Source organism: Streptomyces cyaneofuscatus, assembly GCF_000718135.1.
Lineage (GTDB): Bacteria > Actinomycetota > Actinomycetes > Streptomycetales > Streptomycetaceae > Streptomyces > Streptomyces cyaneofuscatus.
This window is the reverse complement of the sequence record NZ_JOEM01000004.1, coordinates 78925-104802: the sequence shown is the minus strand read 5'-3', so window position 1 is coordinate 104802 and position 25878 is coordinate 78925. Positions and strand designations below refer to the sequence as shown.

General features: G+C 69.6%; 31 protein-coding genes and 1 pseudogene. 15 read left to right on the top strand and 17 right to left on the bottom strand.

All coding sequences use genetic code 11. From position 1 onward, the window contains the following. Nucleotides 1-87: 87 nt before the first annotated feature. From IF17_RS0107720 to IF17_RS0107665, 11 genes are all read right to left on the bottom strand, one after another. Nucleotides 88-762 (bottom strand): hypothetical protein, encoded by a 675-nt coding sequence (locus tag IF17_RS0107720; protein ID WP_030563500.1) that lies wholly within the window; start codon nucleotides 760-762, stop codon nucleotides 88-90. Continuing rightward, entirely contained in the window at nucleotides 762-1310 is a 549-nt protein-coding gene (locus tag IF17_RS0107715) for a hypothetical protein (RefSeq protein ID WP_030563498.1), read from the bottom strand. The genes IF17_RS0107720 and IF17_RS0107715 overlap by 1 nt, the downstream gene beginning before the upstream one ends. Beyond that, nucleotides 1307-1705, bottom strand: a complete 399-nt coding sequence (locus IF17_RS0107710; protein WP_030563496.1) for a hypothetical protein — start codon at nucleotides 1703-1705, stop codon at nucleotides 1307-1309. Before IF17_RS0107710 ends, IF17_RS0107715 begins: the two co-directional genes overlap by 4 nt. Nucleotides 1706-1782: 77 nt before the next feature. Then, nucleotides 1783-2553: a DUF2637 domain-containing protein gene (locus tag IF17_RS01000000136195; RefSeq protein WP_063830220.1), complete on the bottom strand. Its 771-nt coding sequence runs from the start codon at nucleotides 2551-2553 to the stop codon at nucleotides 1783-1785. 168 nt (nucleotides 2554-2721) lie between these two features. Further along, on the bottom strand, nucleotides 2722-3381 hold the full coding sequence (locus IF17_RS0107700; RefSeq protein ID WP_030563492.1) for a hypothetical protein: 660 nt from the start codon (nucleotides 3379-3381) through the stop codon (nucleotides 2722-2724). After that, on the bottom strand, nucleotides 3378-3569 hold the full coding sequence (locus tag IF17_RS0107695; protein WP_030563490.1) for a hypothetical protein: 192 nt from the start codon (nucleotides 3567-3569) through the stop codon (nucleotides 3378-3380). The genes IF17_RS0107700 and IF17_RS0107695 overlap by 4 nt, the downstream gene beginning before the upstream one ends. Beyond that, on the bottom strand, nucleotides 3557-5050 hold the full coding sequence (locus IF17_RS0107690; protein WP_032771793.1) for a DNA cytosine methyltransferase: 1494 nt from the start codon (nucleotides 5048-5050) through the stop codon (nucleotides 3557-3559). The genes IF17_RS0107695 and IF17_RS0107690 overlap by 13 nt, the downstream gene beginning before the upstream one ends. 88 nt (nucleotides 5051-5138) lie before the next feature. Further along, the gene (locus tag IF17_RS0107680) at nucleotides 5139-5531 is read right to left on the bottom strand and encodes a hypothetical protein (protein ID WP_030563486.1); all 393 of its coding nucleotides are present in this window, start codon (nucleotides 5529-5531) and stop codon (nucleotides 5139-5141) included. Beyond that, the gene (locus IF17_RS0107675) at nucleotides 5528-5758 is read right to left on the bottom strand and encodes a hypothetical protein (protein ID WP_030563484.1); all 231 of its coding nucleotides are present in this window, start codon (nucleotides 5756-5758) and stop codon (nucleotides 5528-5530) included. The genes IF17_RS0107680 and IF17_RS0107675 overlap by 4 nt, the downstream gene beginning before the upstream one ends. Next, complete coding sequence (locus IF17_RS0107670; protein ID WP_030563481.1) at nucleotides 5749-5991, bottom strand: sugar-binding transcriptional regulator; 243 nt, start codon at nucleotides 5989-5991, stop codon at nucleotides 5749-5751. The genes IF17_RS0107675 and IF17_RS0107670 overlap by 10 nt, the downstream gene beginning before the upstream one ends. Then, nucleotides 5988-6863, bottom strand: coding sequence for a BRO family protein (locus IF17_RS0107665; RefSeq protein ID WP_030563479.1), 876 nt, complete (start codon nucleotides 6861-6863; stop codon nucleotides 5988-5990). Before IF17_RS0107665 ends, IF17_RS0107670 begins: the two co-directional genes overlap by 4 nt. Nucleotides 6864-7286: 423 nt before the next feature. On the opposite strand from IF17_RS0107665, the gene IF17_RS0107660 reads away from it, so the two are divergent. The 9 genes from IF17_RS0107660 to IF17_RS0107620 all read left to right on the top strand — a co-directional run bounded on the left by IF17_RS0107660 (nucleotide 7287) and on the right by IF17_RS0107620 (nucleotide 12049). Next, the gene (locus IF17_RS0107660; RefSeq protein WP_157851133.1) at nucleotides 7287-8477 is read left to right on the top strand and encodes a hypothetical protein; all 1191 of its coding nucleotides are present in this window, start codon (nucleotides 7287-7289) and stop codon (nucleotides 8475-8477) included. A 40-nt stretch (nucleotides 8478-8517) separates the two neighbouring features. After that, nucleotides 8518-8856 carry a DUF6221 family protein gene (locus tag IF17_RS0107655; protein ID WP_051883915.1) on the top strand — a complete coding sequence of 113 codons (339 nt, stop codon included), beginning with the start codon at nucleotides 8518-8520 and terminating at the stop codon, nucleotides 8854-8856. A 44-nt stretch (nucleotides 8857-8900) separates the two neighbouring features. Further along, the gene (locus IF17_RS0107650) at nucleotides 8901-9146 is read left to right on the top strand and encodes a hypothetical protein (protein ID WP_030563473.1); all 246 of its coding nucleotides are present in this window, start codon (nucleotides 8901-8903) and stop codon (nucleotides 9144-9146) included. 152 nt (nucleotides 9147-9298) lie between these two features. After that, nucleotides 9299-9448 carry a hypothetical protein gene (locus IF17_RS1000000138910; protein ID WP_157851132.1) on the top strand — a complete coding sequence of 50 codons (150 nt, stop codon included), beginning with the start codon at nucleotides 9299-9301 and terminating at the stop codon, nucleotides 9446-9448. After that, a complete protein-coding gene (locus IF17_RS0107640) occupies nucleotides 9448-9687 on the top strand; it encodes a hypothetical protein (protein ID WP_030563471.1) in 240 nt (79 codons plus the stop codon). The genes IF17_RS1000000138910 and IF17_RS0107640 overlap by 1 nt, the downstream gene beginning before the upstream one ends. Continuing rightward, nucleotides 9687-9860: a hypothetical protein gene (locus IF17_RS1000000138905; RefSeq protein ID WP_157851131.1), complete on the top strand. Its 174-nt coding sequence runs from the start codon at nucleotides 9687-9689 to the stop codon at nucleotides 9858-9860. The genes IF17_RS0107640 and IF17_RS1000000138905 overlap by 1 nt, the downstream gene beginning before the upstream one ends. Continuing rightward, nucleotides 9857-10132, top strand: coding sequence for a hypothetical protein (locus IF17_RS0107630; protein WP_030563469.1), 276 nt, complete (start codon nucleotides 9857-9859; stop codon nucleotides 10130-10132). Before IF17_RS1000000138905 ends, IF17_RS0107630 begins: the two co-directional genes overlap by 4 nt. A 61-nt stretch (nucleotides 10133-10193) precedes the next feature. Continuing rightward, on the top strand, nucleotides 10194-11075 hold the full coding sequence (locus IF17_RS0107625; RefSeq protein ID WP_030563467.1) for an abortive infection family protein: 882 nt from the start codon (nucleotides 10194-10196) through the stop codon (nucleotides 11073-11075). Nucleotides 11076-11077: 2 nt separating this feature from the next. Beyond that, nucleotides 11078-12049: a DUF4238 domain-containing protein gene (locus IF17_RS0107620; RefSeq protein WP_157851130.1), complete on the top strand. Its 972-nt coding sequence runs from the start codon at nucleotides 11078-11080 to the stop codon at nucleotides 12047-12049. On the opposite strand, the gene IF17_RS1000000137060 is transcribed toward IF17_RS0107620, so the two are convergent. Then, nucleotides 12050-13552: a recombinase family protein gene (locus IF17_RS1000000137060; protein WP_051883914.1), complete on the bottom strand. Its 1503-nt coding sequence runs from the start codon at nucleotides 13550-13552 to the stop codon at nucleotides 12050-12052. It abuts the gene before it with no gap. Nucleotides 13553-13587: 35 nt separating this feature from the next. On the opposite strand from IF17_RS1000000137060, the pseudogene IF17_RS0107610 reads away from it, so the two are divergent. Beyond that, nucleotides 13588-13827: pseudogene (locus IF17_RS0107610) on the top strand (ComEC/Rec2 family competence protein); the annotation flags it as partial. Here IF17_RS0107610 and IF17_RS0107605 read toward each other — a convergent pair. Further along, nucleotides 13810-14310 carry a pyridoxamine 5'-phosphate oxidase family protein gene (locus tag IF17_RS0107605; protein ID WP_051883913.1) on the bottom strand — a complete coding sequence of 167 codons (501 nt, stop codon included), beginning with the start codon at nucleotides 14308-14310 and terminating at the stop codon, nucleotides 13810-13812. The pseudogene IF17_RS0107610 and the gene IF17_RS0107605 sit on opposite strands and share 18 nt — an antisense overlap. Nucleotides 14311-14391: 81 nt before the next feature. Further along, nucleotides 14392-14637 (bottom strand): hypothetical protein, encoded by a 246-nt coding sequence (locus IF17_RS0107600; RefSeq protein WP_030563456.1) that lies wholly within the window; start codon nucleotides 14635-14637, stop codon nucleotides 14392-14394. Nucleotides 14638-14720: 83 nt separating this feature from the next. Here IF17_RS0107600 and holA point away from each other — a divergent pair, with 83 nt between their 5' ends. Further along, the gene (gene holA / locus IF17_RS0107595) at nucleotides 14721-15707 is read left to right on the top strand and encodes a DNA polymerase III subunit delta (protein WP_018511533.1); all 987 of its coding nucleotides are present in this window, start codon (nucleotides 14721-14723) and stop codon (nucleotides 15705-15707) included. A 338-nt stretch (nucleotides 15708-16045) separates the two neighbouring features. On the opposite strand, the gene rpsT is transcribed toward holA, so the two are convergent. Continuing rightward, a complete protein-coding gene (gene rpsT / locus IF17_RS0107590) occupies nucleotides 16046-16312 on the bottom strand; it encodes a 30S ribosomal protein S20 (RefSeq protein WP_003969243.1) in 267 nt (88 codons plus the stop codon). 228 nt (nucleotides 16313-16540) lie between these two features. Here rpsT and lepA point away from each other — a divergent pair, with 228 nt between their 5' ends. Beyond that, the gene (gene lepA, locus IF17_RS0107585; RefSeq protein WP_030563454.1) at nucleotides 16541-18415 is read left to right on the top strand and encodes a translation elongation factor 4; all 1875 of its coding nucleotides are present in this window, start codon (nucleotides 16541-16543) and stop codon (nucleotides 18413-18415) included. Nucleotides 18416-18719: 304 nt separating this feature from the next. Beyond that, nucleotides 18720-20609: an AMP-dependent synthetase/ligase gene (locus IF17_RS0107580; protein ID WP_030563452.1), complete on the top strand. Its 1890-nt coding sequence runs from the start codon at nucleotides 18720-18722 to the stop codon at nucleotides 20607-20609. A 107-nt stretch (nucleotides 20610-20716) separates the two neighbouring features. Here the strand turns inward: IF17_RS0107580 and IF17_RS0107575 are convergent, their stop codons facing one another. After that, nucleotides 20717-21355, bottom strand: a complete 639-nt coding sequence (locus IF17_RS0107575) for a dihydrofolate reductase family protein (RefSeq protein WP_030563450.1) — start codon at nucleotides 21353-21355, stop codon at nucleotides 20717-20719. A gap of 418 nt (nucleotides 21356-21773) precedes the next feature. Here IF17_RS0107575 and IF17_RS0107570 point away from each other — a divergent pair, with 418 nt between their 5' ends. Then, a complete protein-coding gene (locus tag IF17_RS0107570) occupies nucleotides 21774-23756 on the top strand; it encodes an ATP-binding SpoIIE family protein phosphatase (protein ID WP_030563448.1) in 1983 nt (660 codons plus the stop codon). A gap of 33 nt (nucleotides 23757-23789) precedes the next feature. Beyond that, the gene (gene hemW / locus IF17_RS0107565) at nucleotides 23790-25031 is read left to right on the top strand and encodes a radical SAM family heme chaperone HemW (protein WP_030563446.1); all 1242 of its coding nucleotides are present in this window, start codon (nucleotides 23790-23792) and stop codon (nucleotides 25029-25031) included. Nucleotides 25032-25046: 15 nt separating this feature from the next. Here the strand turns inward: hemW and IF17_RS0107560 are convergent, their stop codons facing one another. After that, on the bottom strand, nucleotides 25047-25868 hold the full coding sequence (locus IF17_RS0107560) for a DUF3097 domain-containing protein (protein WP_030563444.1): 822 nt from the start codon (nucleotides 25866-25868) through the stop codon (nucleotides 25047-25049). Between the last annotated feature and the right edge of the window lie 10 nt (nucleotides 25869-25878).

Below are 25878 nucleotides of genomic sequence, written 5' to 3'. Positions count from 1 at the left end.
GGGCAGGCATCTACCCACCAGCCGCAGCTTCCGCAGTAGGCGGGCGCGAAGCGGACGAGGAAGTTCTTCAGGCGTTTCATGGCGTGCTCAGCCCTCGATGGGCCCGATGACCTTGACGTGGGTCCGGGCGGGGTTCGTCGGGTCGGGGACCGAGATGATCCGGGCCCCGCTCGGGAAGCGGGTCACGGACAGCTCGGTGTCGTTGTTGTTGGCGTGACCAGGGACAACAACAGGTCCCAGGCCCTCGGGGGAGGGGCTGGGAGAGGGGCTCGGAAGGGGCATGTCGGCGGCCTTCACGCCCGTGCTCACGCCCCGGCCCTTCATCCGCACGTCGGAGATGGGGACTCCGGCCCTCGTAAGGACCTCCCGGACGTGGGCGGTGTCGGTGCCCAGCGCCTGGGCCACGGCGGAGAGGTGGGCGTGGGGCTCGGCGACCTTCCGGAGCGTGGCGAGGACCTCGGGGGAGTCGTCTTTCGGCTGGGCCGGCTCCGAGGATTCCTGGGGCGAAGGCACCGCGGCCTTCTCCTCGGGCTTGCCCTTCCGGTACGCGGCGACGACCCACCAGCCGGTGAGGCCGAACATCAGGAAGGGGGCGCTCTGAACGAGGCCCCAGACGAGCGCGAGGCCGCCCAGGAGGAAGACCAGGCGGATCAGGAAGTCCACCGGGGCGGAGCCCTCCTTGAGCCACCCGGCGGTCCCCCGGGCCATGTTCCAGGCGAGGGCTTTGCTCCCCCGGTACACCCGGTCGAAGAAGGTCCGCATCACATGACCCCCGTGACCTTGTCGCCGAGGGCGTTGAAGACGCTGACGACGGCAGCGGCGGCGATCCCGGAGAAGCCCGCGCTCAAGCCGAGCATGACGCCGCACGTGACGCCGCTCGTCACCTTGCCGTGGAAGACCTTCCCGCCGCTTTTCCAGATGGCGGCCAGCACGACGCCGTAGATCACCAAGGCCGCGCACCCGCCGGGGCTCAGGACCTTCTGGCCGGACCTCGTGACGCCTGGCGTAGCAGTGCCCGTGACGGCCGTCAGGGACCAGTTCCCCAGGGTGTTCCCGGCGTCCAGGAGCATGACGGCTCCGGTGCCCAGGAGACCCCCGGCGGCCGTGACGCAGAGCATCCCGAGGGCCACTGACGCAAGGAACGGAACCAAGATCTTCGGGTCTCGTCCGCCTCCTCCGCCCCCTCCGGGCGGGCCCGCCTTCGGTCCGCCTCCCCCGGTCTTCCACCAGCGGGCGAGGTGCCACGCCAGGATGCTCAGGCCGATCGTGACGGCTCCCAGGGAGACCGTGGCGGTCGTGGCAGTGTTCATCGGCCGCCACCCGTCATGACGTCCACGACGGCGGTGAAGACGGGCAGGGCGAGGAACAGCCCGAGCACGCCCGTCCAGACCAGGAAGCGGTTGAAGAACCCCTGGCGCTGGACGAGGCGGATCACGGCCACGGCCAGGACGAAGCCGCCCATGGCCCAGGCTCCGGAGGCGCTCTGCTCGCGTTGGACGTCATGGAGGGTCGCGGCCCAGATGTTCGCCGGGATCCAGGCGCACGCGATGGCGCCGAGGTTCTTGCCGACCTGGAGCCAGGAGAGGTCCCAGCGGCTGGCCGGCTCGCTCTCGGGAGTGAAGTGGAGGTGGATCTCGGGCTCGGTCCAGGCCGGACCAGAGCCGTACGGTAGGTAGTTCGGGGGGTCGGGGATCTTCTCGGACATGGCGTCCTCCGGGCATGGAGGCACGCGTGCTCCAGCCGTCGGCGAGCACAGCGCACCCGTGGGTGTGTGGGCTCGCGTCAGGCGGCGAGAGCGGAGGGCAGCGTCTTGAGGTGAGGCTCGGCGGCCTCCACCCTCTTCCGTGCCGTCCTGGCGGTGGCGTCGGACGAGGGGAGTTCGGCCTTCTCCAGTGCGTCAGTCATGAGCGCCGTCGTGGGGCGACGCTGGCCAAGGGAGTCGTACAGGCCCCGGATCACCGCGTCGATCTGCTGCGGCTGCGTCAGGGGCTCCGGGTTCTTCTCCGGCTCCTTGACGGGCTCCGGCTCCTCCGTCACGACGGGCTCCTCCACGGGGGCCTCGTCGGCCGGGACTTCCGGCTCCACCGGGGCCGTCACGGGCGGCGCTGACGGCACTGGCGGGGCCGTCAGGACCTGCTGACGCGAGGCGAGGTACTCGTGGACCTGGCGCATCAGGACGCCGAAGGCGAGCAGAGCGGCGACGGGCGGCACGGCGGCCACGACGTAGTCCAGGAAGACGGTCTTCTCACCGCTGACGGACGCGATGTTCAGGACGATCGAGCCGATCGAGCCCGCCGCCGTGAGCACGATGGCCCAGGGGTCGACGCGTCGGAGCAGCGACGCCCGGAGGATGAGGAGTTCACCGATCACGATGAACAGATCGACGGTGGCGGGCCAGGCCCAGGCCCTCTCGCCCTTCAGGCGGTGGGCGACGGCCAGATCGTGGAGCGCCTCGAACGAGAGCCAGAAGCTCACGGCGGTGAGGGCTGTCGTCAGGACGGCCGCGCTCACGGTCAGCCCGAGCTGGGCATCCGGTCGGGGACGTACAGGCATCTGCCCTGCCAGCCCAGGGGGCAGCAGGGTAAGTTCTGCGTTGGACATGGGGAGGTTAGCTCTCCTCGTGTCTGGGGCCCCCGGTTCAGATGTGAGAGTCGGGTCCGGGGGCCCACTGGACGGTCTTCGATTGTGGGAGTCACAGTACCGGCAACCCCCGTCAAGTCGTCAGGACTTGACGCTCTCCCCAGCTCGCCGCGCCTGGTCCTTCACGAGACCCTCATAGTCCCGTTCGTCGAGCCGCACGCTGGGGCACAGAGCGCACTCGGCAGCCCAGTCCCCGGGAAAGTGCCGGACCATCGTCAGACCGTCGCATGACGGGCACGTCACGCCCCTGAGCAACTCCCGTCGGGGCTGCGTCATCGTGATCCGCTGGACCTCGTGGACCAGCTCCCTCAGCTCCCCGGCGAAGTCGCCCACGAAGGGCTGTTCGCAGATCCAGGGCAGGTGGGCCGTCAGCCGGGCCGTCAGGGTCGTCACGTGCTTCTTGACGGGCGTCAGGTTGCGCTCCTCGGTCACGACCTCGGTCCAGCCGGAGAGGACCTCCAGGAAGGGCACGGAGCCCACCTGGTCCTCCGCGTCGGTGACGCCCTGACGGCTTGCCGGACCCAGGAGGTTCAGGACGTCGCCCCGACCCGGGAGAGGGGCGTGGAGACGCTTCCCGGACCGTCCGTCACTGCCCCCGCCTTGGACCCGCTGACGCGACATCGTCAGGTGGACGTACAACTCCGGGAGCCCGAGGAGGTCACCGCGGATTCCGGCACGACACCGGTCGCACGTCTTGGACTCCTGCGGGTCACCGCAGACGAAGCACTCGTAGATGTTCACGGGGTCACTCCCATCAGGTTCAGGCGGAGCAGGGCGGCGTACTCGCCCCGGGTTGCTCCTTCGGGGATCGCAGGGGTCTTGGCCAAGACGGCCGGCTCACCAGCCGTGAGGCCGAGTAGCACCCCGAGGGCCATCGGCTCCTCGGGGCACTCGTTCAGGGCGTCAGCGAGGAGAGTCAGGCCGCGCACGGTTCGAGGTCCTCGCCCGTGATGGCTTCGGTGAGCGCGCTCACGAGGACCTCGGCGGCGTTGGGGGTGACGGCGTTGCCGAGCATCCGGGTCTGCTCTCGCTTCGTGCCGAGGACCGTGTGGTCCGGCTCGAAGCTCATGGCCCTGCCGATCTCCGAGGGCTGGAGCATCCGGAAGAGGCAGTCCTCGACCTCGATCTGGGCCTGGACGAGGGCATACCGGTCGACGGTCGTCAGGGTTCCGACGGGCTCCCCGGTCGTCCGCGTACGGCTCTGGCCGTAGTACGGGACCAAGAGGCCCTCGTTCTCCCGGGTCGTCCGGGCCCGCATCGGCTCCGTGAGGGGCTTGGCGGTCTCGTTCCACGTGCCGCCCGAGGGGACGAGCATCGCGGGGAGGACCAGACCGTGATGGTTCCCCGAGGCGCACACGGTGGCCAGCGGGTCCTTCAGGTCCCGGTGCTTGGAGTTCCCGCCCCGCAGCTCGGCGATGAAGCCGGAGGGGATCAGGACGCCCGTCTCGCGCCGGGTCGTCTGGGTCCTGCCGGGCTCGTCGACCGGGCGGGCCTCCTTGCCGTCCCTGCCCTCCACGGGGACCATCAACGGCCGTGCGTACCGGGTGAGGCCGTCCTCGATCCGGGCCATGGTCTTGGCCGCCAGAGGACGCTTCCGGTCACCGATGCGCTGCCCCTCCAGGGACCAGTCGATCGCCTCGGACGCCGGGAGGGCGACGGGCTCCGTCACCAGGGCACAGCCCGGCTCGGGGCACAGGTACGTGTACTGGGCCCGGTAGCGGCCCCAGGGCTCCCCGGCCTTCTTGAAGAACTGCCGGGCCCTCACCAGGCCGTGCTGGACGCACCGGGCGAAGGGGCGGAGCCACTTCTCCCAGTTCGGCTTCCGGCCCACGGACTTGTGGATGAAGCCCACGTACATCCGGTCCCGGCTCTGCGGGGCCCACAGGGACCTCCGGCTGTGCGCGTGGGCCGAGTTGAGGAACGCGACGTGCAGGACGTAGCCGAGGGACTCCACGGTCTTCTTCCACGCCGGGAAGAGGACCCACTTCGCGAAGTCCACGACGTTCTCCACGACCCCGCCGAGGACGGGCTTGCCCCGGCGGATCATCTCCTCCAGGTACCGGGGAACGTCCCAGGCTGTGGCCCTGGAGCGGGCTCCGGCCTCCAGCGGGAGGACGTTGCCCTCCCAGTCGGGGATCTGGTCCTCCTGGTTCTTCTTGCGGCCCTGGGCGATGGAGTGGTTCGTGCACTCCGGGGAGGCCCAGAGGAGGTCCACGCGGGGGTACCGGCGGAAGTCCACCTGGGACAAGTCGGCGCACTCGTGGAGGGCGTCCGGGAAGTGGAGCTGGTGGGTCTCCACCGCCAGGCTCCAGTGGTTCGCGGCGAGACGCAGCTCAACCCCGGGGACCTTGGTCATCCCCGAGGAGGAGCCGCCACCACCGGCGAAGAAGTCGGCAGCGAGGAGGGTCAACGGGTGCTCCGCTTCCAGCGGCGAACCACCGCGATGATCAGGCCGAGCGTGATGAGCAGGGCCAGGACGTGCAGGGCGAGGGTGTGGTTCAGGTGGTCCATGTCAGCCGCGCCTTCCGGACCTGCTCGAACTCCCGGGTCACGTCGGTGAGGTGGAAGAGGGCCGTCTCCTCCAGGCCCTCGGCGGTCAGCTCACGGACCCACACGGGCTCGTGGGCGGGCTTCTCCAGGGCGAAGTCCCAGGAGCGCCCCACGACCACCAGGGCGGCCTGCTCGGTGGTCAAGAGCGGCTGGCCGCAGAGGCCGAAGCCGTGGTCCACCTCGCAGCGCCACCGCTCCATGACGGCGACCTCCCCGGGCTGGATCATGCGGCCGTTGTCCCCGGTGATGCGGAGGACGCTGTGGTCCTTCCAGACGTCCTCGGCGATCTCGGAGAGCTGGGTGGCGATCAGGTCGTTCAGGGTCACGGTGGGCGTGCTCACTTCGGGTTCTCCTGCTGGTTGAAGCGCTCGACATCGGCCCAGAAGGCGTTCAGAGCTGCGGTCTTGGCCTCGCCGAACAGCTCCTCCAGGGAGCCGTCGGGGCGCTTGTCGTAGACCCGGATCGGGCGGACGGTGACCGTCTCGATGACGGCCGGCTCGCCGGGTGCGCCCTGGTGGACGGTGACGTCCTGGAACTGCTCGGGCCCGTAGCCGACGATCAGGTCCATGACGGTCGCCGCCCCGTCTCCGGCCGCCAGACGCCGTTGTGCCTGCGGACCAGGCCAAGGCCCCGGAGGGCGCCGACGGACCGGGAGACGGTCGCCCGGCTGAAGCCCAGCTCCTCCACCAGGGAGTTGCTGTTCTGCGGCTCGGCGGCGGTGTTCAGGTGGACCCAGATCAGCCGGGCGTAGGGGGAGAGTTCGGTGTCCGTGACGACCTCACGGAGCTGCTCGGCGTTCACGCGGTCACGCCCTGACCGGCACGGCGGGCCCGCTGGGTGCGCATCTCGGCACCGAAGTCCAGGGCCGCGCCCTTGATGTCGTCCAGCGTCATCAGGCCGTCGGAGTGGCGCAGGGCCAGCAGGGACGTGATGTACAGGACACCGTCGTCCAGGGTCTTGAGCTGCTCCTTCGTCAGGAAGTCCTTGGCGGACTTCGACGGCCGCAGCTCCCCGGCCTTCTTGCCCCGGAAGTCCCGCTTGTAGCGCTCCCCGCTGACCTGCGGCTGACGCTCCCGGACGGTCTGGGCCGTCATGCCGAACAGCCCCAGGTAGATCATGTTCTGGACGTCCGCGAAGTCCCGGTCATACCCACCGGCGTCACGGACCGCCCGGATGATCGTGCGGTAGTCCTTGCGCTCCTGGAGGCGGGCCTCCAGCAGCTCGTCGATCGTCTCCTGGGCCCGGACCTTCATGGTCTGGAGCTGCTCGACCGGGGCGCTCGCGTTGACCACGAAGCCCTCGCGCTCGACCTGCTCCACGAGGTCGAAGACCTTGTCCCGGTACTCGGCGGCCTTCGGGAGGTCCGAGCGCATCAGGAGGTGGAAGACGCCCCGCTTGTACAGGACGGTCATGCGCTGAGGGCCACCGGCGGTGGGGACCAGCTCCTCGCCGAGGTACAGAGGGGTACCACCCTGAGTGGTACCCCTTCCCTGCGCCTCACGGAGACCATCCACGAACCGCTGGGTGGTCGCCTTGTAGCCGAGCCCCTGGCGGAGGTCGGCCGCCGCGATGAACGCGGTCTTGTGCTCGGTGCTGAAGCCGGTGCGGAGGACGGTGTCCGGGAAGATTTCCTGGACCGCCCGGAAGATGCTGGGGAAGTGGATCGCGCTCACGTAGCGCTCCTCGATGACTCAACACGCACGGAGGGAATCCCCGTGCGGGGAACCTCCGGTGGAGTCATGTTGTCGCCGGTGGCGACAGAAGAAATGTATCACCGAGAAGCGGCGATAAACAACTCTGAGGCGTTATGGATTCTCTGCTGAATTACTCCAACAATGCTAGGTGCCAAGGATTGTTGGGGTAATTCGGAGGTTCGCCAATGTGGTATCCGCGTGCTTATCCTGTGTCCAGACACGACGAAGCCCCCGGCGGGAACCGGGGGCAGCGTCAGAGGAATTTAAATTCCTGGTTGGTCTGGAAGGGGTCAAGACCTTCGAGACCGGCACTCCGTCACCACCAAGAGACCGGAGCACCACGTGAGCTTGTCCCCGAATTCTAGCGGTCCGGGCCCCTCGGGTCACGTCGACCTTGACGCAGTGAACCCCGCGCACCTCGTAGAGATGGCCGCCCGCTCGGTGGGCCACTCCGAGGCGCTCATGGAACTCGCCCTCGCCTGGACCGTCACCACCCGCCCGTACGTCAGCGGCACTCGTGGTCTCGCCCGGTGGTCCGGAATGGGGGACCAGGCTGTCCGTCACACCGTCGGTGCTGAGCGGGAGCTGTCGGAGTTCAAGTTCCTCTGGACCAAGACCCGTGGGGTCTCTTCGCCCACCGCCGAGGAGCGCGACTCCATGGAGATCCGGTTCCGCTCGAATACCGGCGGTCGTCACCGCAGTACCCCACCTAACTACCTCTCCTCCCCCCCTGGGGGCCTGGCCCTGAAGGAGGGAAGGGAGGAGCTTCCGGAGGGTAATGCGGTGACCACCGCCGCAATCAGCGAGAGGGCTCGGAAGGTCCTGGGCAGGGGGCTGGAGACCCTCTCGACCCTGGACACGCTGAACGGCACGAAGCAGACGGCCACCGTGCTGCGGGCCCTGGACCCCTCGCTGGACGTCTGGGCCGAAGTCCACGGTGAGGGGCCCGGCTTCGCCCTGGGCCGCAGAGCCTGGCACCTCGCGATCCTCTCCGGGCTGGAGGACGTGGTCCTCTCGTCTCAGGACATCGCCGAGCTGCTGGGCGTGGCCCAGAAGAGCGTCCGGGACCTCCTGGCCCGCATGGCCAAGGTGAACTGCCTCCTGGTCCACAAGGTCCGCCAGGGCCGCTCGTTCGTGTACGAGATCCGCTGGGCCTCGGTGGTCCGCCCGGACGGTGAGTACTGGGACGACCGCTTCACCCGGCACCAGATCCGCGACCAGAGGGCCGCTCGGGACCGGGAGGTGCAGGCGACCTCGGCCCGCCGTGGCACCCCGGCCGGATACCTCGCGCATCGCCTCTCCTCGGCCTCCCCGAAGCGGGACGCGTACCTGGAGGCCAACCCGCTCCCGGCGGACGCTGACGGGGTCTGGAGGGCCCTCGTGGAGGCCGGGGACGAGATGGCCCTGTACGAGCACCTGAAGGCGCAGGAGGCGGAGGTCGGACCGGTGCCGAGCACCCCGAAGGTCTTGGTCGCCCAGGTTGCCGAGGCCGACAATCTGAGGCGGCCGGCTCAGGAATCCTTGGAGACCGCGGTGGCCTCCAAGGAGACTCTGGCGGAGATGCGGAAGCGCGTCATCGCGTGGTCCCGCTGATGGATGATGACCTCTCAGAGTCTGGTGGCAAGGGGGAGAGATGGGGACAGTCGACGACGCCATGGTGGTGTTCCTGCGAGCCCGGTTTCGGGAGGATGAAAGAGCCGCCCTCGCGTTGAAGTCCAGCAAGAACGAAGACGTGATCCGCGTGCGAGATCGTGCTCTCGCCGACGTGGAGACGAAGCGCAGGCTCCTGGACTGGGTGCTGACGGTTCCGTGGGACATCGAGGACAAGCCCCGCCCCTTGTTGGAGAGGGCGCTCGTGGGCAGCATCAACGGCATTCCATTGACGCTGCGTAGTCCCGTGGCGTTCACACTCCTCGCGTCGTACGTCGATCACCCCGACTTCCCACCCGAGTGGAAGCGGATTGCGAGCTAGGCCGAGCCTGTGACCAGCAACCGTTCTAAGGAGTCCAAGGTCCGATGACCTGGGAAGCCCGGCAGGGGGCCCTGGAACGTCACGGGTTGGTGGAGTCGGGCGACGGCTTCACCGTGACCCTGAAGGGCTTCCAGAAGGCCGCTGAGAGGGCTCGGGGCCTCCGGGCCCAGGGCAGCAAGGAGGCGGCCCGGATGCTCGCCCTCGGCACTACCGATCCGGTCCGCTGGGAGTACGCGAAGGGCCTTCAGATCGAGACGTTCTCCAGGGAGGCGCACGAGTCGGGATTTTAAATTCCTGACCCTCTCCGGGAATCCTTGGAGAATCCCTGCTCTATCAAGAAACCCTGTAGTGTTGACCCCCGCAAGGCCCGCTCTGGACTCATCTCCGGAGCGGGCCTCGCGTCGTTTCTGGCGGTACGAGATTTTAAATTCTTGGGGGCCTCATGGCTGACTGCATCGCGTGCGAAGACGGGCGGTACGCCTGCCCCAACCCGTGCCCGTTCATCCCGCCCGGCTCGATGGCGGAGCAGGCCATGGCGGACCTCGCGGTGGAATACGAGCCGGACGTCTCCGACGTGGACGGGAGGCTCTGATGGAGTGGGAATGCAAGGCCCAGTTCCAGGCCGGAGGCGGTGACCGGGTCGGTCTCCTCGCGCTCGACAGCGGCCACTGGGGAGTCGTCTGGGCGTACGCGCCGACGCAGGGGATGCAGCTCGTCTCCTACGACCCGGAGCGGGCCCAGGAGGTCTTCCAGGCCACCCGGGACCGGTACGAGGGCCGAGAGGGCCTGAGCTTCGACAGCCGCACCGCGTGGCAGGGCGGGAGCGTCTGATGGCCGAGACGCTGTACACGGTCCACGCCTTCTCCAACGAGCAGGAGTACACCCCGAGTCGGGGAGGCGTGTACATCGTCGCGGACCTCACCCAGGCCCAGGTGGAGGACCTGAAGGCCCGAGAGGCCGAGCAGCACCCGGACCGCTGGCTGAAGGTGGAGGAGCAGTCGTGACGGGCCGGCTGCGGCTGATCGACCCGGAGGCCCCCGGCGGCTTCCGGAAGGTCTCGTACGGGCCCGTCGTCAACGGCCGCCCCCTGCGTTCTCCCGCGATGCGGAAGCTCGTCGGCAACCTGGTGACTCACCAGCTCCGTTGGGCTGAGAGGGACGCCAAGGAGGCCGCCTGGATGGAGCGGCAGATGGCCACCGCACCCCCGCTGACCATGCTCCAGACCCAGATGCTCCGCCGGGTGAAGGCGGACCTTACCCGGGCCGCACAGTGCTGAGTTGAGAACCTTTGTCGCAAAAGGCCATGACGATGTCAGGAGCTGCTCGTATCTTCAGACCATGACCGTCACCGCACGCCGGGAGCTGGTGAGTCCAGCAGTCCGCAACGCCATCCGCTCACTCGCTACGAGCCTGACCCTCCGGATCGTGTCCGAGCTGTGGGAGGACCACGGGTTCGCACCCATCCCGCCGGATGAGCTGAAGTACCAGGATTCCGGCCAGCGGCGATCCGAGTTCATGCTCTACGCGGAGGGCGTGGACTGGTCCGACCCAAACCATATTCGGCGAGTGCTTCTGGTCTTCGAGGACTTCATTCGGAAGTACGACGAGGTCACGTACGAGTGGAGGAAGGAGTCCTCCGCAACGCCTGATAAGTGGCTGGAGGACATCCGAGTGCGCTTGGAGCGCGACGGGTTCGCGCTCGACAAAGAGGGGCGGATCTCGTGGTCCAACCCGCCTGTCCTGGCCCGAGACCTCAGCAAACTGAGCGACGCCTCCGGCATCACGATCGAGCTGGAACGTATCCGGCGCGACCTGACGACCGACCCCCAGGGGGCCATCGGCGCAGCCAAGCAGCTCATCGAGGCGACGGCAAAGACGGCCCTCCAGGAGCTGAGCATCGAGGTCGACAAGAACGCGGCACTACCCGCCCTGATCAGCACCGTCCAGAAGGCGCTGAAGCTCGACGCCGCATCCGCTCCCGAAGGGCCGGACGGGAGCAAGGCCGTGAAGAAGATCCTCTCCGGCTCGGTCAACATCGCCGTGGGCGTCGCGGAGCTGCGCAACCAGGGCTTCGGAAGTGGTCACGGGCAGGTGAGTGCTCCGTCAGGGTTGGGGGTTCGTCACGCCCGCCTGACCGTCAATGCAGCCGTGACCTGGTGTGAGCTGATCCTCGACACTCTGGCCGACCCGGCCGCGCCGTGGCGCAAGGCTCCGGCGTGATCATGGGAAGCACCAAGAAGGGCCTCAAGCGGAACAATCACACCGTGCCCAGGTCCTACCTAGAACGTTTCGCCGGGGAGCACATGCAGGTGTCCCGTCTTCGGCTTGAGGACGGCGTCTGTAAGCGCGAGCCCATCAAACGGTCCACCGTGATCCGGGACTTCTACTTGATGGAAACCGCGGCCGGCCAGTGGTCGGATGCTGCGGAAGATGCGTTCGGGCTGATCGAAAACGATGGTATCCAGGCGATCCGGGAAGTCGCCGACGAGGGCCGCTGGCCCTTGCCCTCTGAGCATCGCGCCGCTCTCGCGGCGTGGGTGGCGCTTCAGTACGTAAGGGTTCCGGCCATTCGGCAGGGCGGTGACGAGGTCGCGGACTTCATGCTCAAGCTGAGTGTGGCGGTCAATGGCAAACCGCGCATCCGCCAAGTGCTCACGGAGCGGCTGGGGAGACCTCCGACCGCAGAGGAGGTCGACGAGAGCTGGGCGAGGCTCACGGACTTCGACTCGTACAAGGTAAAGCAGCACCCGAACAGGCACTTGAAGCTCATCAGCGATCTGGGCCCTAAAGCGGCTGGCCACTTCTACGCCTGCGCTTGGTGGATCTGCCGAATTCAGGATCAAGCACTGCTCACGGCGGACTGCCCTGTGGTGCTAGTCCCGAGAGCTGGATCCGAGGACGACGGTGTCGGTCTCGCGACAGCTCAGATGTTTCTGGTTCCTCTGGACCGCCGTGTGGGACTCGTGATTCAGAACGTTCCTGGGCCAGACCGTGAGCTTACGGCGAGTGCCGAGATTGCCCAGACGTTCAACCAGCAGCTCGTGTTGAACGCCCACCGCAGCGTGTTCCACCACCCGGACGACCAGCCGCTTGAAGGGCTTCACATCCCTGGAGTCAGGGTCAACGAGATCTCTGTCGGAGGTGATCCCAGAGACTTCCTTTCGCCTGATGGGTGGCGGGGCGGCCAGTCGTGATCATTTCCAGAAGACCTCGACCCGGTCCGGGCTCCAGACGTTGAAGGGCCGGGTCGCGGGGTGGATCAGGATCTCCCTGATCAGGCCCCGGTACGTCGACTGCTTCCGGGCGACGGAGTAGTCCTTCCACGCCTCCCGCAGCTCGGCCGCGCTGATCTCGTGGAGGTTGGCCTTCACCGCGTACTGGGCGATCTCCTGACGGGCCCAGGCCATCCGGCCGTTCAGGGTGTCGATCGCCTCCCGGATCTCCCTGGCCGGGCGGTCGCCGTCCAGGAGTTCGTCCCCCAGCTCCTTCTTCCGCTTCTCCCAGCGGGCGAGCTTGGCCTCCAGCGCGGGGCGGGGGTCGTCCGGGTCTTCACCTGCCGCCGCCTCGACCTCCTCCAGGCGCTTGAAGAGGAGCTTCTCCATCAGCGGTTCCAGGTCGGGGATCTGGATGGTCCGGCCACCGCACCCGCCCCCGTCCTTCTTGCACGTATAGATGGGCATGTCCTTGTCCCCGCGCTGCCCGGTGCTCATCCGGTGGTGCTTCTTCCCTTCCTCCTTGCAGGAGCAGGGCTCGCCCACGACATGCCGGACCTTGCACGTGCACTTCACGAGGCCGGAGAGCGGGTACTTCAGGGCCGGGGTGTCGCGCTCCCCGAACTCCGCCTTGAACTCCTCGGACCGCTCCGCGAGGAGAGCCCGGATCGAGTCGCTGTCCTCGGGCTCGATGATCTTCGGCCAGACGGCCTGACCGTAGATCTCGCCCTTGTGCTCCTTGCGGCCCGAGATCCGGCCGGACATCAGCAGGAACCGCATGGCCTGGTACGACCAGGCCCCGCCGGTGGACGTCTTGATACCCGCCTCGTTGGCCTCGGCCACCAGGGTTCCGAGCTTCTCGCCCTCCTGGACGCGGCGGGCCCACTTCTTGATGTGGGCGGCCTCCTTCTCGTTGAGGATCTCGCCCAGGATCTTCCGGCGTGAGCCCTCGCCGTCGAAGAGCCGGGTGTAACCGAAGGGCCGGTGGCCGGAGTTGTGGATCTTCCCGGCCTCGACCAGCTCCTGGATCTTGCGGAGGATGCGCTCCTGCTTGTGCTCGACCTCGTACTTCGCGATGGCCCCGAGCATCCTGGCGACGAGCCGGCCCGTGGGGGTGCTCAGATCGAGGTCGCCCGCCTTGACGGTCGCGATTTCGGTCTTGTGCTCCTCCACGATGATGATCAGGTCCTCCAGCTCTGCGGGCTGGCGGTACACGCGGTCTGGGTGCCAGGACACGATGGCGTCGATGTGGCCCGACTCGATGTCGGCCAGCATCCGCAGGTAGTCCTTGCGCTTCTTCCGGCGGTCGGCGGCCGTCACGTCGTTGTCGACGTACACCTCCACGACCTTCCAGCCGAGGGAGGCGGCGAGGAGTCGGCAGTCGTCCTCCTGGCGCTTGACGCCAAGTCCCCCGCCCTCGCGGTCATCTGAGATGCGGACGTAGATCCCGACGCGGCGAACTCGATCTCTGGCGGAGGTCTTCATGCCGTCAAGGCTAGGGGAGTTGATGTGCTCCAAGGAAGGTGTGGCACCACGGCTCGGGCTTCCAGGACGCGGGGCTGCTGGACGGCGTACGGCCGAGGCTGGCGCTCATCTCCTGCGGCGCGGACAACCCGTACGGCCACCCGGCACCCCGTACGGTCGAGGCGCTCAGGGCCGCCGGGGCGCGGGTCCTGCGGACCGACACCGACGGCGCCATCGCGGTGACGGGGGCGGGCAAGGAGCTGCGGGCGGTGGGCCGTTCAGGAGGGGAGGGCTGACGGGTCTGCGATGGAGAGGGAGGAGGGCGGGACCAGCCAGGTACCGGCGCGCATCAGGTCGCGGTCGGCCAGCTCGTTCACCTCCCGCCAGGCCCGGACGGTGTGCGGAGTGATGCGCAGGTACACCCACGGGGAGTTCTTCCGCGGGTCCCATGTGAGCTTCGCCGCGAACGCGTCCCCGGAGGCGGTGGGGAGGTCCGTCCCCTCGATGATCTCGGCCTCTCCCTCGATGAGCACCACGTCACGGGTGGGGCCGAGGGTGACCCTGATCATGCCGGTGGGGGTCACGTTGACCGCCGTCGGGTTGGTCCTCCGCGTCGCCATCAGCAAGGTGCCCCCGTGCCAGACGAACGACAGCGGCACCAGACAGGGGGTGCCGTCCGGGGAGGCGGTCGCCACCCAGGCGTCCACCTCGTCACGGAGGCGGTCGAGGGTGTCCCGCAGGCGCTGTTCGGGGCTGCGCGGAGGGTGTGTGGTGGTCATGGCCGTCACGCTAACCGCCGTCCGGTGCGGTGCGCGTCGGCCGCCGGACCTAGGCCTTTCGCCCCGTGCGGGCCCGGGGCGTCACGGTTTCTCCAGCCACCCCTCGTACTCCGCCGCGAACGCGTCGAGCGCGGCCGGGTCCAGGCGTCCGGCCGGATCCTCCACGACCACCAGCCACTGGGCGTCCTCGGCGTCGTCCTCGCCGGCCAGGGCGTCGCGTACGAGCTGGGGTTCCTCGGCGACCCCGAAACGGTCCGCCAGCTCCCCGGCCACCTCCTCCGCGGCGTCGCGGTCGGGCAGCACCAGTACATGTCTCGCATCGCTCACCCGGACATTCTCCGGTACGGGCACCTGTGGCCGGCGCCCTGGGGCGGCCGGGCTGTCAGTGGGTCATGGGATGCTGGATCGCGATGGCCACCAGGAAGAATTCCACCGACGATCCGCTCGCCCCCCTCACCCTCGCCGTGGGCCAGGAGGACCTCCTCCTGGACCGTGCGGTGCAGCAGGTGGTGGCGGCGGCCCGCGCTGCCGACGCCGATACGGATGTCCGTGATCTGGCGTCCGACCAGTTGCAGCCCGGCACGCTCGCCGAGCTCACCAGCCCCTCGCTCTTCGCCGAGCGCAAGGTCGTAATCGTGCGCAACGCGCAGGACCTCGCGGCCGACACGGTCAAGGACGTCAAGGCGTATCTCGGGGCGCCGGTCGAGGAGATCACCCTCGTCCTGCTGCACGCGGGCGGAGCCAAGGGCAAGGGGCTGCTGGACGCGGCGCGCAAGGCCGGGGCCCGGGAGGTCGCCTGCCCGAAGACCACCAAGCCGGCCGAGCGGCTCTCCTTCGTACGGTCGGAGTTCCGGACCCACGGGCGGTCCGCGACGCCGGAGGCGTGCCAGGCGCTGGTCGACTCCATCGGCAGCGATCTGCGGGAGCTGGCCAGTGCGGTGTCGCAGCTGATCGCGGATGTCGAGGGGACGATCGACGAGGCGGTCGTCGGGCGCTACTACACGGGGCGGGCGGAGGCGTCGTCGTTCACCGTCGCCGACCGGGCGGTCGAGGGGCGGGCGGCGGAGGCGCTGGAGGCGTTGCGGTGGTCGCTGTCGACCGGGGTCGCGCCCGTGCTGATCACCAGTGCGCTGGCGCAGGGGGTGCGGGCGATCGGGAAGCTGTCCTCCGCGCGGGGCGGGCGGCCGGCGGATCTCGCCCGCGAGCTGGGGATGCCGCCGTGGAAGATCGACCGGGTGCGGCAGCAGATGCGGGGGTGGACGCCGGACGGGGTGGCCTCGGCCCTGCGGGCCGTGGCGGCTGCGGATGCGGGGGTGAAGGGTGGGGGGGACGATCCTGAGTACGCCCTGGAGAAGGCCGTTGTCGCGGTGGCGCGGGCTGCGAGGGCGGGGCGGTAGCCCTCACGTTTCACTGCTGGGCGCGGGGCCCTGTCGTGACCGGTTCCGTCCTCAAACGCCGGACGGGCTGGACAGAAATACCCCGGACGGGCTGGACAGAAATACCCCGGACGGGCTGGAAGGAAATACCCCGGACGGGCTGGAAGCGAACGCACGGAAGCCCCGCAGCGCTGATCTGGGGAGATCGGCGCCCGGGGCTTCCGGGTCACGCTCTTGGTGCGTCGCACCCGCGTGGCGAACGCAGGTTCGGTGTGCGGCGCGGGGTGCCGGTCAGGGGCGGGAGAGAGGGCCCGTCGAGTCCGTTCCGGCGGTCACATCAGTGAGCTTCGGGAAGAAGCTCAGGCCTGCAGGGAGGCAACCTTGGACGCCAGCGCCGACTTCTTGTTGGCGGCGGCGTTCTTGTGGATGACACCCTTCGAGACAGCCTTGTCGAGCTGACGGGAGGCGTCGCGGACGGCCGTGGTGGCCTTCTCGACGTCACCGGCAACGACGGCCTCGCGGGCCTTGCGGATCGCGGTCTTGAGCGACGACTTGACGGCCTTGTTGCGCAGGCGCGCCTTCTCGTTGGTCTTGTTCCGCTTGATCTGGGACTTGATGTTCGCCACGAATAGAGCCTTTTCAGGTTCGTTGGATCTTCCAGGTGAGCCACGCCGCTCGTGAGAGCCACGAGGCACAGCTGTCCACGTTAGCAGTCACCCTCCGACCGGCCCAAACCGGTCGCCGTCCCGCAGGCGTGGGACGATGGAGCCTACGTATCGATCCGACCGACGATCCGACCGACCCGACATCGACCCGAGACACGGCGTTCGGCGTCTCAAGAATCAGGACCCTGCGTGCCCGCGACTCCTTCCAACGTGCCCGAGCCGAGCCGTACCGACCCGGCGCTGATCCGCAATTTCTGCATCATCGCGCATATCGACCACGGCAAGTCGACCCTTGCCGACCGGATGCTTCAGCTGACCGGAGTGGTCGACCAGCGGCAGATGCGTGCTCAGTACCTCGACCGGATGGACATCGAGCGCGAGCGCGGCATCACCATCAAGTCCCAGGCGGTCCGGCTGCCCTGGGCGCCCAACACGGGCGAGGACACCGGGACCACCCACGTCCTCAACATGATCGACACCCCGGGCCACGTGGACTTCACCTACGAGGTCTCGCGTTCGCTCGCGGCCTGCGAGGGCACGGTCCTGCTGGTCGACGCCGCGCAGGGCATCGAGGCCCAGACGCTGGCCAACCTCTATCTGGCGATGGAGAACGACCTCACCATCGTCCCGGTGCTCAACAAGATCGACCTGCCCGCCGCGCAGCCGGAGAAGTTCTCCGAGGAGCTGGCCAACCTCATCGGCTGCCAGCCGGAGGACGTGCTGAAGGTCTCCGCCAAGACCGGTGTCGGCGTGGACGCGCTGCTCGACCGGGTCGTGCGGGACGTGCCCGCCCCGGTCGGCGTCGCGGACGCCCCCGCCCGCGCGATGATCTTCGACTCGGTCTACGACTCGTACCGCGGTGTCGTGACGTACGTCCGTGTCATCGACGGACAGCTCAACAAGCGCGAGCGCATCCGCATGATGTCGACCGGCGCCACCCACGAGCTGCTGGAGATCGGGGTGTCCTCCCCGGAGATGACCCCGGCCGACGGCATCGGCGTGGGCGAGGTCGGCTACATCATCACCGGCGTGAAGGACGTGCGGCAGTCCAAGGTCGGTGACACGATCACCTCCCTGCACAACGGGGCGACCGAGGCGCTGGGCGGCTACAAGGACCCCAAGCCGATGGTGTTCTCGGGGCTCTACCCGCTGGACGGATCGGACTACCCGGACCTGCGCGAGGCGCTGGACAAGCTCCAGCTCAACGACGCCGCCCTGGTCTACGAGCCGGAGACCTCCGCCGCGCTCGGCTTCGGCTTCCGCGTCGGCTTCCTCGGCCTGCTCCACCTGGACGTGGTCCGTGAGCGGCTGGAGCGCGAGTTCGGCCTCGACCTCATCGCCACCGCGCCCAACGTGGTCTACCGGGTCGAGATGGAGGACGGCAGCGAGCACGTCGTCACCAACCCGAGCGAGTTCCCCGAAGGCAAGATCGACAAGGTGCACGAGCCGGTCGTCCGCGCCACGGTGCTGGCCCCCAGCGAGTTCATCGGCGCGATCATGGAGCTCTGCCAGGGCCGGCGCGGCACCCTGCTCGGCATGGACTACCTCTCCGAGGACCGGGTCGAGATCCGCTACACCCTGCCCCTCGCCGAGATCGTCTTCGACTTCTTCGACCAGCTGAAGTCCAAGACCCGCGGTTACGCCTCCCTCGACTACGAGCCCACCGGCGAGCAGTCGGCCCAGCTCGTCAAGGTCGACATCCTGCTGCACGGCGACAAGGTGGACGCGTTCTCCGCGGTCACCCACAAGGACAAGGCGTACGCGTACGGCGTCCGGCTCGTCGCCAAGCTGCAGAAGCTCATCCCGCGGCAGAACTTCGAGGTGCCGATCCAGGCGGCCATCGGCGCCCGGGTCATCGCCCGTGAGACGGTCCGCGCCATCCGCAAGGACGTCCTCGCCAAGTGCTACGGCGGTGACATCTCCCGTAAGCGGAAGCTGCTGGAGAAGCAGAAGGAGGGCAAGAAGCGGATGAAGATGGTCGGCAACGTGGAGGTCCCGCAGGACGCCTTCATCTCGGTGCTGTCGACCGACGAGTCCGCCGGGGAGAGCAAGGGCAAGAAGTAGCCTCCGCGCCGACGCCCGCCGACGATCAGGCCGACGCTCGCCGATGAGTCGTCCGAAGGGCCCTCACACCGCAGTAACGTGCGATGTGAGGGCCCTTTCGTTATGAAAGCGGCGGCTCGTTGCCTCTTACGTGGCGGACGCGTGCGCTCTACTCTGATCACGCATCGATGGTTACTCGCCAGTTAAACAAGCCGAACAAGCAGGTTGCGCAGCAGGACAGCAGCACAGGACAGCGGCGCTCAGTCGCAGTAGTCGCAGTATCAAAGAAGCCGGTCGTAGCAATGCCGCAGGCCCGGAGGACGTCGTGAGCGACACACAGACCTTGATCGATAACCGGCCGCCCTCCGTGGCGGCCCTCTTCATCGACCGCGTGGCGGCGACCCCGGACGGGGAGGCGTACCGCTATCCGGTGCCGTCGGCCTCGGGCGAGGGTCCCGACGACTGGAAGTCGCTGAGCTGGGGACAGGCCGCGAAGCGGGTCTACGCGATCGCCGCCGGGCTGATCGCGCTCGGCGTGCAGCCCGAGGAGCGGGTCGCCCTCTCCTCCGCCACCCGGGTCGAGTGGATCCTCATCGACCTCGGTGTGATGTGCGCGGGCGCCGCGACCACCACGGTCTACCCCTCGACGAACGCGGAGGAGTCCGCGTTCATCCTGGCCGACTCCGAGAGCCGCATCCTCATCGCGGAGGACGCCGAGCAGCTGGCCAAGGCCCGTGAGCGCCGCACCGAGCTGCCCGACCTCGCCCATGTCGTCGTCATCGACCCGGCCGGCGTCGAGCCCGCCGAGGGCGACCCCGAGGGCTGGATCATCACCCTCGACGACCTGGAGGCCCGGGGCGACGAGCTCCTCGCCAAGACCCCGGACGCGGTCACCGACCGGGTCTCCGCCATCACGGCCGACCAGCTCGCCACCCTCATCTACACCTCCGGCACCACCGGCCGCCCCAAGGGCGTACGGCTGCCGCACGACAACTGGTCGTACATGGCCAAGGCCACCGTGGCGACCGGCCTGATCACCGCCGAGGACGTGCAGTACCTCTGGCTGCCGCTCGCCCACGTCTTCGGCAAGGTCCTCACCTCGGGCCAGATCGAGGTCGGCCACGTCACCGCGATCGACGGCCGCATCGACAAGATCATCGAGAACCTGCCGGTGGTCCAGCCGACCTACATGGCGGCCGTCCCCCGGATCTTCGAGAAGGTCTACAACGGGGTCGCCTCCAAGGCCCGCGCGGGCGGCGGCGCCAAGTACAAGATCTTCCAGTGGGCGGCCGGCGTGGGCCGTGAGTACGCCAAGGTCTCCCAGGACAACTTCCGCCGTACCGGCAAGGCATCCGTCCCCTTCGCGCTCGGCGCCAAGCACAAGGTCGCCGACGCGCTGGTCTTCTCCAAGATCCGTGACGCCTTCGGCGGCCGGCTGCGCGCCTGCATCTCCGGCTCCGCCGCCCTCGCCCCCGACATCGGCTACTTCTTCGCGGGCGCCGGCGTGCACATCCTGGAGGGCTACGGCCTCACCGAGAGCAGCGCCGCCTCCTTCGTCAACCCGGGCGAGGCCTACCGCACCGGCACCGTCGGCAAGCCGCTCCCCGGCACCGAGGTGCGCATCGCGGACGACGGCGAGATCCTGCTGCGCGGCCCCGGCATCATGCAGGGCTACCACAAGCTGCCCGAGAAGACCGAAGAGGTCCTGGAGTCGGACGGCTGGTTCCACACCGGGGACATCGGCGAACTGTCGGCCGACGGCTACCTGCGTATCACCGACCGCAAGAAGGACCTGATCAAGACGTCGGGCGGCAAATACGTCGCCCCGGCCGAGGTCGAGGGCCAGTTCAAGGCGGTCTGCCCGTTCGTCTCCAACATCCTGGTGCACGGCGCGGACCGTAACTTCTGCATCGCGCTCATCGCCCTCGACGGCCCCACCATCCTGAACTGGGCCGCCGAGAACGGCCTGGAGGGCAAGGAGTACGCGGAGGTGGTCGCCGCCCCGCAGACCGTCGAGCTCATCGACGGGTACGTACAGCGTCTCAACGAGGGCCTCCAGCGCTGGCAGACCATCAAGAAGTTCCGCCTCCTGCCGCGCGACCTGGACGTCGAGCACGGCGAGCTGACCCCGAGCCTCAAGCTGAAGCGGCCCGTCGTCGAGCGGGAGTACCAGGGGCTCATCGACGAGATGTACGCGGGATCGCGCGAGGCGTAGCGCGAGGGGCCGAAGCGCCTTGTGTACGCGGACGGGGCGGCCGGACACCGACGGGTGTCCGGCCGCCCCGTCCGCCGTGCGGGTCCTGTGTGGACCGGCCGGGAACGCTAGCTTCCGGCGCCATGGTCCGGTGCGCTCATGTCCCCCGTCGCGGGAGTGCCGTCGGCCAGCCCGTACCGCAGGTACACCGTGCCCTTCGGGCCGGCTGCCGGCGGGGCGAGGAGGGTGAGGTTGGTGGGCACCTCGCCTCCGTCGAACACCTTCTTCCCGACGCCGAGCACGATGGGGTGCAGCCAGAGGTCGAGACGGTCGAACAGCTTCTCGCGCAGGAGGGTCTGCACGAGGTCCAGGCTCCCGACGACTTTCACGTGTTCGTGCCGGTCACGGATCTCGCGCACCGAGGCGGCCAGGTCCGGGCCGAGCAGCGTCGACCCGGCCCACGCGAGGTCGGGCCCGCCGCGGGAGGCCACGTACTTCGGGACGCTGTTGAAGAGCGTGGCGATCTCGTCGTCCTCGCCGCCCTCCTGGTGAGGCCAGTAGGCGGCGAAGATGTCGTACGTCCGCCGGCCGAGCAGGAGGGCGTCCGTGCCCTCGTACGCTCCACCGACCTGCGCCCCGGTGATCCGGTCCAGCAGGGGCGCCTGCCAGCCGCCGAACGGGAACCCCGCCGGGTCCTCGTCGGGTCCGCCGGGCGCCTGCCCGACGAGGTCGAGGGTCGCGAACAGCTCGATGTGGATGAGGCCCATGGCGTGCTCCTGGTGAGTCGGTCGTCTCTCCAGGGGTAGACCCGCGGACGCCCGCAGGCTCATCGCCGCGACGGAATCCGGTCTCACCGCTCCCGGCCTGGCCGTCTGCCGGCCCCTGGTTCAGGCAGTGGGTGCGTCCTGGGCCGCGAGGCCGCGAGCTGTTCGGCCAGTTCCATGCAGGTCACCCCGGTCGTCGCCGGCGGTCCCCGTGTCCGCCGTGAGGACGTCCCGGATGTGCCGTTACGGCAGATGCAAACCCGTACACCCTCTCGCGCCGCCACAGGGGTCCGCTGCCGGGCGTTTTCCGAAGCCTTGGGTTCGAACTGCTCGATTTTCTGCCCACTTCGGTAACTCGGTGCTTATGGGCGCGTCCGGTCTGTCACTCTGTCGGAATCATCGGACCCGGAGGAGCCGCACCGTGGCACCCATCCCCTTGCAGCGGGACCAGCGGGACACCGTGCAGAGCCCCGGCGCCTCCCGTGCCGGGTACGCGCACGGCCCGCGCCTGGCCAGCCGCACCAGCCTGCCCGGAATACCGCTCGCCCCGTCCGCCGCCCGCCGGTTCGTGCGGGCGGCGCTCGCGGAGTGGACCGGGCTCGGGGTGCCCGCCGCCGTGGGCTTCAGCGACCGGCTCGCCGACGACGCCGTGACCGTCACCAACGAGCTGGTCACCAACGCCGTCGTGCACGCCGGGACCACGGTCGACCTGGTCCTCCGGCTGGAGGAGGAGGGCGGCGACGAGCCCTCGGCCGCCCTGGTCCTGGAGGTCACCGACCACCACCCGGCCCGCCCGGTCGGCGCCGACGAGCCCGGGGAGCCCGGCCGTACGCGTACGGAGACCGAGGAACCCGCGGGCCTCCCCGACCCCGCCGAGTACGGCCGGGGCCTCCAGCTCGTCGCCACCCTCGCCGAGTCCTGGGGCATCACCTACCGCACCGGCCTCAAGACCGTCTGGGCCCGCCTCCCCGTCGACGACTGGAGCGGCCCGGCCGCTCCGCCCGACCAGGACTCCCTCCGGCGCGGCCTGCGTGCCGCCGAGATCCTCGCCCCCGCCGCCCGGCGCACCGAACGCGACGACGCGGTCTGGGACAGCCGGGGCGCCCCCGCCTTCCTGGCCGAGGCGTCCGACCTGCTCGCCGGGCAGCTCGACGAGGACCTGGTGGCCGCCATAGCGGGCCAGCTGCTGGTGCCCCGGCTCGCCGACTGGTGCGCGATCTGGCTGGAGGCCGAGGGCGGGGGACCGGGGGCCGAACCCCGGCTGGCCCGGGTCTGGCACAGCGACGAGACCGGTACGGAGCCCCTGCGCACCGCCCTGGAGCGGGAGCCGCTGCGCCTCCCGGCCGGCGTCGGCTCCGGCCCCGTATCCGTCCCCGTGCCATGGCCCGCGCACCCCGCGGAAGAGCACCCGCCCGCGGATGGGGCTCCGCAGCCCGGCGCTCGCGACGGCGCCGCCCTCGCCTTCCGGATCACGGCGGCCGGCCGGGCGCTCGGCACCGTGCTCGTCGGCCGGGAGGGCGTCGCCCAGGTGCCGGACGCCGTCGCCTCGCTCATCGAGGACTTCGTACGCCGTCTCGGCCTCGCCGTCGGCGCCGCCCGCGCCTATACCCGGCAGGCCACCATCAGCCGGATCCTCCAGCGCGGCCTGCTCCCCAGCAAGGTCGCGGAGATCCCCGGCGTCACCAGCGCCCTCGTATACGAACCGAGCGACGACGGCGTCGTGGGAGGTGACTTCTACGACATCTTCCCGTGCCCCGGCGACCGCTGGTGCTTCGTCCTCGGCGACGTCCAGGGCTCAGGACCCGAGGCCGCCGTCGTTACCGGCCTCGCCCGCCCCTGGCTCCGCCTGCTCTCCCGTGAGGGCTTCGGCGTCGGCGAGGTCCTGGACCGGCTCAACCGCCTCCTCCTGGACGACGCCATGGAGGCCGCCGAGGCCGCCGCCCTGATGGTCGCCGCCGCCGGGGGCCAGCAGCTCCACGACGGCTCCCAGTCCCGCTTCCTCTCCCTGCTGTACGGGGAGGTCGTCCCGCTCCCCGGCGGCGGCGTCCGCTGCACGGTGGCCAGCGCGGGCCACCCGCTGCCGCTGCTGCTGCGCCCCGACGGCTCCGTACGCCCGGCGGCCGAGCCGCAGGTCCTGCTCGGGGTTGTGGAGGACGTGGCGTACGAGAGCCAGGTCTTCGACCTCGCGCCCGGGGACACCCTCCTCTGCGTCACGGACGGGGTGACCGAGCGGCGGTCGGGCCCGCTGATGTTCGACGACGGGGACGGGCTGGCCCGGGTGCTGGCCGGGTGCGCCGGGCTGCCCGCCGACGCGACGGCCGAGCGGATCCGGCGAGCGGTCCACGAGTTCGCCGAGCAGCCGCCGGACGACGACGTGGCCCTGCTGGTGCTCCACGCGGACTGAGGCCGGTCGGGGAAGCCTCCGGCGCGAGCGACAATGGTCGGTATGCCTTCCGTACTGCCCGATGGTGAGCCCGTACCCGACGACGGGGCGCTGCCCCGCCATGCCCTGGAAGGCGCGGCCGACCGCCCGCTCGGCTTCTACCTGCACGTCCCGTACTGCGCCACCCGCTGCGGCTACTGCGACTTCAACACCTACACCGCCACCGAGCTGCGCGGCTCCGGTGGCGCTCTGGCCTCCCGCGACAACTACGCCGCCCACCTGATCGAGGAGGTCCGCCAGGCCCGCAAGGTCCTCGGCGACGACCCCCGCCCGGTCCGTACGGTCTTCGTCGGCGGCGGGACCCCGACCCTGCTCCCTGCCGCCGATCTCGTGACGATGCTGGCATCGATCAAGGAGGAGTTCGGCCTCGCGGAGGACGCCGAGATCACCACCGAGGCGAACCCGGAGTCCGTCGACCCGGCCTACCTCACCGCCCTGCGCGAAGGCGGCTTCAACCGGGTCTCCTTCGGCATGCAGAGCGCCAAGCAGCACGTCCTGAAGATCCTGGACCGCACGCACACCCCCGGCCGCCCCGAGGCCTGCGTCGCCGAGGCCCGGGCGGCGGGCTTCGACCACGTCAACCTGGACCTGATCTACGGCACCCCCGGCGAGTCCGACGACGACTGGCGGTCCACCCTGGACGCGGCGATCGGCGCGGGCCCTGACCACATCTCCGCCTACGCGCTCATCGTCGAGGAGGGCACCCAGCTCGCCCGCCGCATCCGGCGCGGAGAGATCCCCATGACCGACGACGACGCCCACGCCGACCGCTACCTGATCGCTGACGAGGCCTTCGCCGCCGCCGGGTTCGACTGGTACGAGGTCTCCAACTGGGCCACCACCGAGGCCGGCCGCTGCCTCCACAACGAGCTGTACTGGCGCGGCGCCGACTGGTGGGGCGCGGGCCCCGGCGCCCACAGCCATGTCGGCGGCGTCCGCTGGTGGAACGTGAAGCACCCGGGCGCGTACGCCCAGGCGCTCTCCGAGGGCCGCTCACCGGGCGCCGGGCGGGAGATCCTCGCCGAGGAGGACCGCCGGGTCGAGCGCATCCTGCTGGAGCTCCGGCTCCGTGAGGGCTGCCCGCTGGACCTGCTCAAACCCGACGGCCTCGCCGCCTCCCGCCGCGCACTGACCGACGGACTGCTCGACCCGGTCCCGTACGAGGAGGGCCGCGCGGTCCTCACCCTGCGCGGGCGGCTCCTGGCCGACGCGGTGGTGCGGGACCTTGTGGACTGAGACCGGGTCCTGGGATCAGTCCGGGACAGCGGTCACGAAGTCGATCAGCTCTTCGACCCTCCCCAGCAGTTGCGGCTCCAGGTCCTTGTAGCTGTGCACCTTGGACAGGATGTGCTGCCAGGCAGCCCCGGTGTTCTCCGGCCACCCCAGCGCCCGGCACACCCCGGTCTTCCAGTCCTGGCCGCGCGGCACCACCGGCCACGCTTCGATCCCCACCGAAGACGGCTTCACCGCCTCCCACACGTCGATGTACGGGTGCCCCACCACCAGCACATCCGGGTCCGAGACCTGCGCCGCGATCCGGGACTCCTTGGAGCCGGTCACCAGGTGGTCCACCAGCACCCCGAGCCGGGCGTCCGGCCCCGGGGAGAACGCGCCCACGATGGCCGGGAGGTCGTCGATGCCCTCCAGGTACTCCACGACCACGCCCTCGATGCGCAGGTCGTCGCCCCAGACCCGCTCCACCAGCTCCGCGTCGTGCCGGCCCTCCACATAGATCCGCCCCGCCCGCGCCACCCGGGCCCGCGCACCGGGCACCGCCACCGAACCGGAGGCCGTACGGGAGGGGCGCACCGGACCGCCGGGCCCCGGGCGCACCAGGGTGACCACCTTGCCCTCCAGCAGGAAGGCGCGCGGCTCCATCGGGAAGACCCGGTGCTTGCCGAACCGGTCCTCCAGGGTCACCGTCGGACCCTGGGCCGTCTTCTCGCAGCGGATCACCGCCCCGCAGAAACCGGTGGCGACCTCCTCCACGACCAGATCGGGTTCGGCGGGGACCTCGGGCACGGGGGCGGACCTCTTCCACGGCGGGGTCAGGTCCGGCTGATAGCTGCGCATGCGCAGACGA